Origin of the sequence: Veillonella faecalis, assembly GCF_024677885.1 — a bacterium.
Taxonomy (GTDB): domain Bacteria; phylum Bacillota; class Negativicutes; order Veillonellales; family Veillonellaceae; genus Veillonella; species Veillonella nakazawae.
Window position 1 is genome coordinate 167,839 of the sequence record NZ_JALBWL010000001.1, and the last position, 12,906, is coordinate 180,744.

Annotated in this window: 9 protein-coding genes and 1 other RNA gene; all 10 read left to right on the forward strand. The window is 40.4% G+C overall.

Annotated features, from left to right (window positions below):
- The first annotated feature begins 2 nt into the window (after positions 1–2).
- Positions 3–2,243, forward strand: a complete 2,241-nt coding sequence (locus MOQ65_RS00795; RefSeq protein ID WP_257846365.1) for a RelA/SpoT family protein — start codon at positions 3–5, stop codon at positions 2,241–2,243.
- Entirely contained in the window at positions 2,243–2,878 is a 636-nt protein-coding gene (locus MOQ65_RS00800) for an MBL fold metallo-hydrolase (protein ID WP_060923966.1), read from the forward strand. The genes MOQ65_RS00795 and MOQ65_RS00800 overlap by 1 nt, the downstream gene beginning before the upstream one ends.
- 40 nt (positions 2,879–2,918) lie before the next feature.
- The gene (locus tag MOQ65_RS00805) at positions 2,919–3,410 is read left to right on the forward strand and encodes a Fur family transcriptional regulator (RefSeq protein ID WP_105085886.1); all 492 of its coding nucleotides are present in this window, start codon (positions 2,919–2,921) and stop codon (positions 3,408–3,410) included.
- Positions 3,403–4,830, forward strand: a complete 1,428-nt coding sequence (hemZ, locus tag MOQ65_RS00810; protein ID WP_257846366.1) for a coproporphyrinogen dehydrogenase HemZ — start codon at positions 3,403–3,405, stop codon at positions 4,828–4,830. The genes MOQ65_RS00805 and hemZ overlap by 8 nt, the downstream gene beginning before the upstream one ends.
- Positions 4,830–6,101: a histidine--tRNA ligase gene (gene hisS / locus MOQ65_RS00815; protein WP_257846367.1), complete on the forward strand. Its 1,272-nt coding sequence runs from the start codon at positions 4,830–4,832 to the stop codon at positions 6,099–6,101. Before hemZ ends, hisS begins: the two co-directional genes overlap by 1 nt.
- 8 nt (positions 6,102–6,109) lie before the next feature.
- Complete coding sequence (aspS, locus tag MOQ65_RS00820; protein ID WP_257846368.1) at positions 6,110–7,915, forward strand: aspartate--tRNA ligase; 1,806 nt, start codon at positions 6,110–6,112, stop codon at positions 7,913–7,915.
- A gap of 80 nt (positions 7,916–7,995) precedes the next feature.
- Positions 7,996–8,168: non-coding RNA, 6S RNA (ssrS, locus tag MOQ65_RS00825), on the forward strand.
- An 89-nt stretch (positions 8,169–8,257) separates the two neighbouring features.
- Positions 8,258–9,559 carry a replication-associated recombination protein A gene (locus MOQ65_RS00830; protein WP_257846369.1) on the forward strand — a complete coding sequence of 434 codons (1,302 nt, stop codon included), beginning with the start codon at positions 8,258–8,260 and terminating at the stop codon, positions 9,557–9,559.
- 82 nt (positions 9,560–9,641) lie between these two features.
- On the forward strand, positions 9,642–12,386 hold the full coding sequence (locus MOQ65_RS00835) for an FtsK/SpoIIIE family DNA translocase (RefSeq protein WP_257846370.1): 2,745 nt from the start codon (positions 9,642–9,644) through the stop codon (positions 12,384–12,386).
- A gap of 48 nt (positions 12,387–12,434) precedes the next feature.
- Positions 12,435–12,887 (forward strand): helix-turn-helix domain-containing protein, encoded by a 453-nt coding sequence (locus MOQ65_RS00840; protein ID WP_005386075.1) that lies wholly within the window; start codon positions 12,435–12,437, stop codon positions 12,885–12,887.
- Positions 12,888–12,906 lie beyond the last annotated feature (19 nt).

Here is a 12,906-nt window from a genome sequence, read left to right on the forward strand (position 1 = left end):
CCATGACAACTGTAAATGAAGAAGGCAAAGCTTTAGTAGAACAAAGCACTTTTAATAAAGGAAAAGCTTTAGCTGAATTTATGGAGTATATCCATACCTATTTAACAGATGATGAGTGTAACCAAGTATTAAAGGCTTTTGAGCTTGCAGATAAGGCTCACGAAGGTCAGCTTAGAGCTTCTGGTGAACCGTATATCATGCATCCACTAGCAGTAGCTGATATTTTGGCACACTTACAAATTGACCATATCACACTTATGGCAGCACTCATGCATGATGTGGTTGAGGATACATCATATTCAAAGGAAGACTTAGAGGAAATGTTTGGCTCTGAAGTAGCATTCCTTGTTGATGGTGTAACGAAATTAAACCAATTCCAATATGAAACAAAAGAAGATCGGCAAATGGAAAATTATCGGAAGATGATTTTAGCCATGGCGAAGGATGTGCGCGTCGTTGTTATTAAACTAGGTGATCGCCTACATAATATGCGTACCTTAAAGCATATGCGTAGCGACAAACAAAAGCGCATTGCAAAGGAAACATTAGAAATCTTTGCTCCTTTAGCACATCGCCTTGGTATCTTCAATGTGAAATGGGAGCTGGAAGATTTATCATTCCGGTATTTAGAACCAGAAAAATACTATGATCTTGTAGATCAAATGAAACAAAAACGCCAAGCTCGTGAAGACATTGTAAATGATACGATGAGTCAACTCACTAAGGCTTTAGGCGAAGCTCATATTAAGGCGGATATCAAAGGTCGTCCAAAACATTTCTACAGTATTTACAAGAAGATGAAAAAGGACAATCGCGATTTATCTCAAATCTATGACTTGCTTGCAGTTCGTGTTATCGTTGATACAATTCCTGATTGTTACGCGGTACTAGGCATTGCTCATAGTTTGTGGAAACCATTGCCATATCGTTTCAAAGATTATATTTCCATGCCGAAATCTAATATGTATCAATCGTTACATACTACGGTTATCGGTACCATGGGGCAACCTGTAGAAATTCAAATCCGTACATGGGAAATGCACCGCGTATCTGAATACGGTGTTGCAGCGCATTGGCGTTATAAAGAAGGCAATAAAAATGGCGATAAGGATTTCGACCAAAAGGTTGCGTGGTTGCGCCAAGTATTGGAATGGCAAGATACAAGTAATCCAACAGAGCTTGTAAATGCTTTAAAATTAGACGTATTCTCCGGTGAAGTATTCGTATTTACACCAAAAGGCGATGTTGTTAAATTGCCGATAGGTTCTGTTCCACTAGATTTTGCATATCGTGTTCATACCGATGTAGGGCATAGATGTGTAGGTGCCAAGGTAAATGGTAAAATTGTACCTCTTGATTACACCTTACAAAATGGTGATATCGTAGATATCATTACATCTAAAACAGGCCGTCCGAGCCTTGATTGGCTTAATATCGTAGGTTCTTCTGAAAGTAAGAGTAAAATACGCAACTGGTTCAAGCGTGAAAATAAAGCTGAAAATATTGAAAAAGGCTTAGAAGCTCTTGAAAAAGAAGCAAAACGATTAAATTATAGCTGGAAAGAGTTGATTGCTGACAATCGTCTCCAACAGGTTACAAAACAACTGAAAGCTGGCACTGAAGAGGAAATGTTTGCTGCTTGTGGTTATGGCGGTATTCCTGTTAGCACGGTTCTCTTGCGGTTAATTGAACTGTATAAAAAATCTAAAGAAGCAGAAGAGTCTAAACGCAGCACTGAACAAATCATTGAGAAACTAAAAGCTCAAGGTCCAAAAACGACCAAGAATGGTACAGGCGTTCTTGTAAAAGGCGAAGCTGGTGTTATGGTGCGTATGGCGAAATGCTGTAGCCCTGTACCTGGTGATGATATCATCGGTTATATCACGCGTGGTCGTGGCGTATCCATCCATCGCTCCGATTGTACGAGTCTAGGGCATACGCCAGAAGATTTAGAGCGTATGATTGAGGTCTCCTGGGATGGTTCCTCTGGTGAATCTTTCCACGTAGGCATCGATATCCAAGCTTATGATCGAAATGGTCTGTTGATGGAGGTTATGGCTGTACTTTCAGAATTGAAAATCACCATTACAAACATCAATGCAAAGGTTCAAGAAGATACTAAAACCGTAAGTATCAATGTAGTTGTTGATATCCGAGATATTTCACAATTAGATTTTGTTATGACTAAGTTGCGTCGTATTCGTGAAGTATATACGGTACAACGTAGTAAAGGAGGGGCTTAATGAGTGAACAACAATTAGTGCTTATGCGCATGCCATTAGGTCCATTAGGGACTAACTGTTATGTTATCGGAGATAAAGAGGTAGGAGAAGCTTTCATTATTGATCCTGCTACTGCTGAAGTATTAGAGTCTTTAAAGAAACATGATTTAAAACCAAAGGCGATTTTGTTAACCCATGGTCATGGTGATCATATTGGTGGCGTTCAAGATATTGTAGATACATATCATGTGCCTGTATATATTCAAAAGGGTGATGTACCATATTTGGCAGATCCTGAGTTAAATCTCAGCGCCTATAGCAATCCTACACCCATTAAGGTAAATGCTGATATCATCGAGGTTAAGCAAGGTGACCATATTACATGTGGCGCTATTGACCTTGAAGTACTTGAAACGCCAGGTCATACGCCAGGTGGGGTATGTTATTATATGGAAGGCCTTGTATTTGTAGGCGATACACTATTTAGAGATTCTGTGGGACGTACAGATTTTCCAAATGGTTCTTATGAGACGTTAATGGAATCCATTAAAACGCAGCTCTATAAGTTGCCTGATAATACTATGGTGTATCCTGGTCATGGGCCGGAAACAAATATAGGTTATGAAAAACAATACAATCCATTCGTTGGAGCGTAGGTTTTATAAAATTTTGTAAGAAGTAAAGGGGATAGTTATCATGAATACAACATTAGAAAAATTAAAAGAACGCATTAAAGACAAAAAATACAAATTGACTACACAACGTCAAACAATTTTACAAGCCTTCATCGATGCTGATGAAAATCATTTAAGTGCAGAAGACGTATATGTACTTGTAAAAGAAGTGGCTCCTGATATCGGCTTGGCTACTATTTACAGAACACTTGATCTCTTCACTGAACTTGATTTGTTGAAACGTCTTGATTTCGGCGATGGTCGTAACCGTTACGAATTAAATGATGAAGAGTTCGCTCATTTCCATCATCATTTGATCTGCGTAAAATGTGGCAAAGTATCCGAGTTTGAAGATGATATGCTTGAAACACTAGAATCCATCATTGCTAAAAAATTGAACTTCCGCACTATCGACCATCAATTGAAAGTATATGGTTATTGCAGTGATTGCCAAAATCATATGTCTGAAGCAGAACTTGAAAAATTAGAACGTATGGCTCATCACCATGCTTAATGGATATCTATATGCGGGACCATTACCGCTTGGTTCTGTAGTGGCTCATAATTGTGGTGCTGCAGGCCTGTTTTCTGACAAGGTGCATCCAGATGTTATCCTTGAAGCTCATGAAGTCGATGGATTGTATACCTTAACAGTTACCATTGGTGAGACAGTTCAGACTTTTGAAGGCCCTGTTTCCTCTATGGGACGACGTCAAATAGGGCAAGCTTTGTTAAGCTATTTGCGTGAATATCAAGGCTTGCCAGTTGATGCACCATGGGGGACTATGGTCGGTGTACGCCCTACAAAGCTGCTACATAAATATATAGATACATATGGCTCTGTCCACACAGCAACTCGTCACATTAGGGACGAGTTTTCTGTGTCTATGGAAAAACTTGCCACTTTAGGCTCTATAGGTGAATACCAACGTCCATTTTTAGCTGATACAGACCATAAAAAGGTGAGTCTCTATTGTGGCATTCCTTTTTGTGACACCCGCTGTGTTTACTGCTCCTTTCCGTATGGACTCTATCAGGACTATGATGGTAAAAGCCAATTTTTAACTGCCTTAGACCGGGACATAGAGGATATGAAAACTATTGTTGAATCTTATGGCTTAACGGTAGATACCATCTATATGGGGGGCGGTACGCCGACGGTGCTAGGGGACGAAGACTTTCACCAAGTTCTAAAACAGCTATCTATACTTGTTCCTGAAGGTCATGAGTTTACTGTAGAAGCGGGGCGACCGGATTCTGTTAATCCTACAAAGTTACGATCTATGCTTGATTTAGGTGTCAATCGTATCAGTATTAACCCACAAACGATGCAAGATGATATTTTACGTCGCATAGGGCGTGGACATAGTGCACGTGATATTGATGAGTTGTTACAATATGTCAAACATAATACGCCGTTAGCGGTAAATATGGATTTTATTGCCGGTTTACCAAATCAAACGATGCAAAACATGATAGAGAATATGGATTATGTATGTCAAAATTTGCCGGAAAATGTTACAATTCATACGTTAGCATTAAAACGTGGTAGTCCATTGTATGATTTAAATATGCAAGATGATATCCCTGAGGAACATCTCGTAGCAGACATGGTACAATATGGTAAAGAGCATCTAGAAGCGGCTGGCTATGTACCATATTATCTATATCGTCAACAATATATGAGAGGACAGTTAGAGAATATCGGCTATACCTTGCCTGGCAAAGCGTGCGAATATAATATTCAGATTATGGAAGAGCGACAAAGTATTCTATCCATGGGACCTGGTAGTTCATCTAAGTGGATGCGGGCCCCTGAATATCGTCAATTGAAACAGCATATGCCAAAGGATGTAGATGTTTACCACGCAACGATAGATGCACTATTAGAGAAACGACATAGAATTTGTAAAAAATTTTGGGAGGTTGTGTAATGGCTATTAGAAAACCAAGAGGTACACAAGACTTTTTGCCAGAGCAAATGATAAATTGGCACTATATTGAACAGCGTATGCGTGAAATTTGTAAGGTATACGGGTTCAACGAAATTCGCACACCTGCCTTTGAAGATACTAAATTATTTTTGCGTGGCATCGGTGAAACTACAGATGTAGTACAAAAGGAAATGTACACATTTACTACAGGTGATGATGGTGGCTCTAGCTTTACCTTGCGCCCTGAAAATACAGCATCTGCAGTACGGGCCTATTTAGAAAATAAAGTATATGGTAAAGAAGGCCTTACAAAATGGTATTACATGGGGCCCATGTTCCGACATGATAAACCACAAGCTGGCCGTTACCGCCAATTCCACCAATTCGGGGCAGAGGTATTAGGTTCTCAATCCCCTGTAGTGGATAGTGAAGTTATCTGCATGGTCGTACAATTGTTGAAAGACTTTGGCCTTAAAGACCTCAATGTAGAGGTTAACTCTGTAGGTTGTCCAACATGCCGTCCTGTATACCGTGAAAAATTAATTGAGTTCTTTGAACCTAAAAAAGAACAATTATGTAGTGACTGCCAAGAACGTTTGTATAAAAATCCTTTGCGTATCTTGGATTGCAAAAATGAAACATGTAAATCCTTGTCCGTAGGTGCTCCTGAAATTCACGAACATTTATGTGAAGAATGTCATGATTACTTCGAAGAATTAAAAACTTATTTAACGGCTGCTAATGTGCAATATGCATTAAATCCTCGTTTAGTACGTGGCCTTGATTATTACACAAAAACAGCATTTGAGGTGCAATATACTCCATTAGGGGCTCAAAGTGCAGTAGCCGGTGGTGGTCGTTACGATGGCCTTGTAGAGGAACTCGATGGTCCTCATACACCAGCCATCGGTTTTGCGATGGGCATGGAACGTTTATTATTAGCCCTTGAAAAACAAAACTTATTACCGGAACAAACTGTAGAGCCATCTGCATTCGTAGTAGCTCTTGGTGATGCGGCTAAGGTTGAGGCCTTCAAAATTTGCCAAGCATTACATGATGCATATGTATCCGTTGAAATGGACGGACAGGGTAAGAGTATGAAGGCACAATTAAAATATGCTAACAAAATTAATGCAAAATATGTTATCATATTGGGTGATGATGAATTGGCTCGTGGGGAAGCCATAATCCGATTCATGGAAACTAGTGAACAAGAAACTGTACCACTCGATACAGTTTCTGAACGTATAACTTCTTTGGTGAAAGGATGACAATTAGAATGGAAACAATGCAAGGCTTACACCGTACGCACGGTTGTGGCACCATCTCTGAACAAGAGGTAGGTAAAGAGGTCGTATTATGTGGTTGGGTTGAACGCCGTCGTGATCATGGTGGTTTGATTTTCTTGGATTTACGTGATCGTTCTGGCGTAGTACAAGTAGTGGCATCTCCAGATCATAACGTGGAATCTTTCCACAAAGCAGAGGATGTTCGTAACGAATATGTACTTTGTGTACGTGGTAAAATTACAAAACGTGATGAAGCTGCTATCAATCCAAATCTTCCAACAGGTGCATATGAAATGTACTGTGAAGAATTGCGCGTATTGAACTCTGCTAAAACACCTCCATTCTATATCCAAGATGATATTGATGTAGATGAAAATATTCGTTTAAAATATCGTTACCTTGACTTACGTCGTCCAGAAATGCAACGTAACTTGATTTTACGTCACAAAGTAACAAAAGCAATGCGCGACTTCTTCGATAGCCGCGATTTCTTGGAAATTGAAACTCCAATGCTTACTAAATCTACACCAGAAGGCGCTCGTGACTATCTAGTACCTTCTCGTGTAAATGCTGGTACATTCTATGCATTGCCACAATCTCCACAAATTTTCAAACAAATCTTGATGGTAGCTGGTTATGAAAAATATTTCCAAATCGTTCGTTGCTTCCGCGATGAAGATTTGCGTGCAGACCGTCAACCAGAGTTCACTCAGCTCGACTTGGAAATGTCCTTCGTAGATGAAGAAGACATTTACTCCATGCTTGAAGAAATGATTGCTCATGTATTCAAAAATGCATTGGGCAAAGACATTACATTGCCTATGCCTCGCATTACATGGGATGAAGCAATGGATAAATATGGTTCTGATAAACCAGACCTTCGTTTCGACATGGCCTTTACTGATGTAACTGATCTTGTAAAAGATACAGAATTTAAAGTATTCCGTTCTGTTATCGACAATGGTGGCGTAGTTAAAGGTATCGTAGTACCTGGTGATGCAGGTATTCCTCGTCGTGAACTTGATGACCTCGTTGAATATGTAAACCGTTATGGTGCAAAAGGTCTTGCATGGGCTTGCTTCAACGAAGATGGTTCTATCAAGTCTCAAATCATGAAGTTCTTAGGTGAAGATACAATCCGCAACATCGGTGAAAAAATGGGCGCTAAAGGTGGCGACCTCGTATTGATGATTGCTGATAAACCAGCAACTGTAGCACGTGCATTGGGCGAATTGCGCCTTGAAATGGCACGTCGTATGAACATGATTGATCCAGATAAATTGGCATTCACATGGGTAACTGATTTCCCTATGTTCGAATATAACGAAGATGAAAAACGTTATGTTGCAATGCACCATCCGTTCACAATGCCTCGTCATGAAGACCTTGATAAATTGGAATCCGATCCTGGCAGCGTAAAAGCAATCGCTTATGATATGGTATTGAACGGTGTTGAAATCGGTGGCGGTTCCTTGCGTATTTACCAATCTGATGTACAAGAAAAAGTATTCAAAGCTATTGGCTTGTCTGAAGAAGAAGCAAAATCCAAATTCGGCTTCATGCTTGATGCATTCCAATATGGTGCACCTCCTCATGCAGGCTGTGCATTCGGTCTTGATCGTCTTGTTATGTTGATGGCAAAACGTCAATCTATCCGCGACGTAATCGCATTCCCTAAAACTCAATCTGCTTCTGATGTTATGAGCCAAGCGCCATCTGAAGTAGAACCTAAACAATTAAAAGAGTTGCATATTAAACCAGATATCGAGGAAGAAGAAGAGCAATCTTTGGTGTAAAAACATAGGCAAGAATTGATTAAAATTCAAATGTCAAGACTTGTTTATTACCAATCTTTCTGATACTATTTATGTATAAGATATCCCTGCCATGTGCGTGTGATATCGCAGTTTTGAGCCAACACATTTACTTCGGGAGTCCGAACTCTCGTCTGAACGTTACGCCCTTACGGGACAACTGCAGGATGAGGAGGACACCCACCTGCCCTAAGCAGGATCAAAACGCGGTACATTACGGCATGGTGGGGCTTTTTTGCGTGTAAAAATGGCATATAATGAGAACATCAATGGTTTAGAAATATGGATATTAATAGTTTAGATACTGTGAATTGAGGTGATAGAATGGATAGTTTGTTTGATTTAGAGCCTACAAATGCATATGAGCCACTTCCTGTGCGTATGCGTCCTACCAAGTTGGATCATTTATACGGTCAAGAGAAGGCCGTAGGGAAGGGGACCTTCTTACGTGCTATGGTAGAGAAGGATACCATTCCATCTATGCTTTTTTATGGGCCTTGTGGAACGGGGAAAACTACACTAGCAGGTATCATTGCTAAGGTAAGTAACAGTCATTTTGTAAATTTAAATGCTACCAATGCTGGTATAGGTGAGTTGCGTAACATCATAGAGGATGCTCGTAAGCGCGTACGGTCATTACAACAAAGAACTATATTATTCCTCGATGAAATCCACCGTTTCAATAAAAGCCAACAAGATGTGTTATTACCTTGTGTAGAAGATGGTACGATTATCCTCATTGGTGCCACCACAGAAAATCCGTTTTTTGAGGTTAATAGACCGCTTTTATCCCGTTTGCGACTCATAACATTGGAGGCTTTAACACCAAAGGCGATTGGTCAAATTTTGCGTCGTGCTATTACAGATGAAGAGGTAGGTCTTGGTAAACGCTGTTTACAAGTAACCGATGAAGTGCTAGAGGATGTAGGGATTTTCGTTAATGGCGACGGTCGTATGGCGTTGAATATTTTAGAACAGGCTGCAGCTATGGTACCGGATGAAGGGACTATAACCATAGAGGTTCTTGAAAAAGTTGTGGGACGTCGAATTTACACATATGATAAAAAAGGTGACAGCCACTACGATACAATCTCTGCTTTTATTAAAAGTATGCGTGGCTCTGATGTACAAGCGACGGTGCATTATTTGGCACGTATGATTGAAGCGGGGGAGGATCCTAATTTTATTGCTCGTCGTATCGTAATATGTGCAGCTGAGGATGTAGGCCTTGCAGATCCGCAAGCTTTAATTCTAGCCAATGCAGCGGCTCAAGCAGCTCATATGGTAGGATTTCCGGAGGCTCGCATCATATTGTCTGAGGCGGCTTGTTATGTAGCATTAGCACCGAAAAGTAATTCTGCTTATTTGGCTATCGATGCAGCAATTGCCGATGTGCGCCACAAGGATTGTGGACAGGTGCCAGATCATTTAAAAGATAGTCATTATAGTGGGGCGAGCAAGCTAGGTCATGGGAACACCTATAAGTATGCCCACAACTATCCAAATGGCTATGTAAAACAGCAATATTTACCAACACCTCTTATGGATGCTTCGTACTACAATGGTATTAAAAGAGGCAAGGAAGAACAGTTACTTTGTGACTGGGAGAAACGGCGTAAAAGCTAACTAAATACTTCGATATATGCTATAATATAATGATAAGTTAATTTACAGTAGTGTTATATAAGTAAGGGGTTTGTATAGATTTATGGCAGAAGAAAAAACTTCCACCAAAAAACGCAATACACGACGAAAGCGAACAAGTACAAAACAGCAAACTAAGTCTCAAGGGTTTTCCTTGCGCAGCGAAGTTAAAGGCTTAATTGTAATTGCCTTTGCAGTTATTTCCTTGCTCGGATTCTTTGGGTTTGAACTCGGTCTTGTAGGACAGATTTTAACAGGTATATTCCGTTATGGTTTTGGCCTAGGCGGTATTATTCCTTGCCTTGGTGTGTTCTGGATTGGCTGGCGATTATTGTATAAAGGAACATTTATTTCCGTTACTAAACGGGGCGTTGTAATGACTTTGTTCTTCCTATTCTTGCTAGCCCTTGTTCCATTGTGGCGCGTTCCTGAGGGGCAGGAATTAATCACAACACAATTGGCTGACCAAGGTGGTGTAGTAGGTGGTGCCATCGCTACATTCCTTCGCACCCTATTAGGTGAGCTAGGGGCTATCATTTTAGATGTGTTCTTATTATTAGCTTTTGGTATTCTGATCACTCGTTTATCTTTGCGAAGTGGCTTGCAAAAGGCAGCGGATAAAACACAAGTAGGTTTAGATGTAGCTAAAGAAGTGGCTGCTGAGAAGGTAGCTGTAGCTAAAGAGGTCTTTGAAGATTGGAATGAACAACGTAAAGAAGCTGCAGAACAACGGAAAGCGTATAACAGGGAAAAGGATACACGCTTTGCTGATGCTGCAGATCAAGCGTTAGATACACTTGAAAAACGAGGTATCACTACTGACCGAGATAACTTTGAAACGAGTGCGGTTGTAGATAATGAACCTATGGTGGATACAGTAACGACTGTAGAAGCTCCAAAGGCTCCTACATCTTGGAAAGAATTAGCTGAAATAGAAGCGCGCAACCGTGCAGCAGAACAATTGGCGAATATTTCTGAAGATGCTGGTGATGCGAAGTCTTATGATGTAGATGATTTTGATCAATTCTCTGATGCTAGTAGATCTACAGGTGATGACTATATATATACTCCAGATGAGGATTATACATATACTCCAGACGAAGGATATATAGATGAATCTGACTCAGTAGAGAATAACCATGAGGAACAACCAAAGTTTACATATCAAAATACAACGATTAGTCCATTGGAAACTAATCACGCTGCCATAGCTTCTGCTGTACCTGGAACAGGTGCTGCAGCAAGTTCTGTAAGTGCTGGTGCCGGTATGTCTGGTATAAGTTTACAAGTACCATCTACTATTAGTACTACAGAAGATACAGCACAAGTAGCAGTATCTAAAGATGGTCAAATTCATCGTACCTATGATAGACCTTATCATTTCCCAAGCCTTGATATTTTGGCGAAAGGGAAGGGGAGTCAAAGCAATGGTGAAGAAGTAGCGCAAAATGCAATGATGCTTGAAAATGTATTGAGTAACTTTGGTATTACTGCTAAGGTCGTTAATGCTACACAAGGTCCAACTGTTACACGCTACGAAATTGAACCTGCACCTGGTGTAAAGGTTAGCCGTATCGTCAACTTAACTGATGATATTGCCTTAAACTTAGCGGCTCAACATATTCGGATGGAGGCTCCAATCCCTGGTAAATCCGCCATCGGTATCGAGGTTCCTAATAAGACGACAGAGGCCGTTCATTTGCGTGATGTTCTTGATTGTAGTGACTTCAAGGATGCTCGTGGGGGTATTCCGGTAGGTCTTGGCAAGGATATTGCAGGTAAGCCTGTTATTACTGACCTTGCGAAGATGCCTCACTTGCTTGTAGCAGGTACTACTGGTTCTGGTAAATCTGTATGTGTAAATACTTTGATTTCAAGTATTCTATTTAGTCGTAAACCAGAAGAGGTTAAGCTTTTATTAATCGACCCTAAGATGGTTGAATTGTCTATCTACAATGGCATTCCTCATTTGATGGCGCCAGTTGTAACAGATATGAAAAAAGCAGCTGCTGTATTGCGTTGGGCTGTTCGTGAGATGGAGGCTCGTTATAAAGCTTTTGCAGCATCTGGCAAACGCGATATTAAGAGCTATAACGAAGCGCACCCTAAGGCGGCTATGCCATTGATTGTATTAATTATCGATGAGTTAGCTGACCTTATGATGACTGCTCCTGATGATATTGAAGAATCTATTAGTCGCTTAGCACAAATGGCGCGTGCTGCAGGTATTCACATGGTACTTGCTACGCAACGTCCTTCTGTCAACGTTATTACAGGCTCTATTAAGGCCAATGTACCTAGCCGTATTTCCTTTGCCGTAGGCTCTCAAATTGACTCCCGTACTATTCTCGATATGGCGGGTGCTGAGAAATTACTTGGTAAAGGGGATATGCTATTTGCTCCAATTGGTGCTAATAAACCAATTCGTGTACAAGGTGCGTTTATCTCTGATGATGAGGTCGAACATCTTGTGGAATTTGTAAAAGCTCAACGTGAACCAGAATATGACGATACTGTTACACAAGAGGCTGAAAAGGAAACCGAAAAAGAATCATCTGAAGAAAATGATATCTACCGCGATGAATTATTAGAACGTGCTGTTAATCTCGTTATGGAATCTGGTCAAGCTTCTGTGTCTATGTTACAGCGTCGATTCCGCATTGGATATACTCGTGCGGCTCGCCTTGTTGATACGATGGAAGATCTTAAAATTGTTGGTCCTAGTATGGGTAGTAAGGCTCGAGAAATTTTGATGAGCCCTGAACAAGCTAAGGCGCGATATTTCTCAGACTCCAATGATGAGCAATAATTAAATGATTACGATATGAGTATTATGTAGATTAAGAGAGGAACGAAAATGGCTGAATTAGGCGAAGAATTACGACGTGAACGAGTAAGACGTAATTTAACCTTTAAAGATGTAGAGCAAGTACTGCACATTAAAACAACCTATTTGGAAGCTATCGAAGATGGTAAGTATGACATCATTCCTGGTCAGGTCTACGTAAAAGGCTTTATTCGTAATTACGGTAATTATTTAGATCTTGATGGGGATCGCTTGGTAAAAGCCTACCAAAGTCAAGTAGGAGATATTGATACGTTTTCTTTGCGTTCTGTGACGCGTCAGAAGGCACAAGCAGCGCCAAATTTGGTACAAAGCGAATTCGTTGAATACCAAACCTCTAAGAAGCGTATGTCTTTAGAAACGCGACAACGAAAACGCCAACGTTCTATCGTTCAGGAACGTATTATTTTAGGCATTATTTTATTCTGTATGGCATTATTTTTACTGTGGTTATTCCTTTTCTAATAGTTGATTAGGAATGATA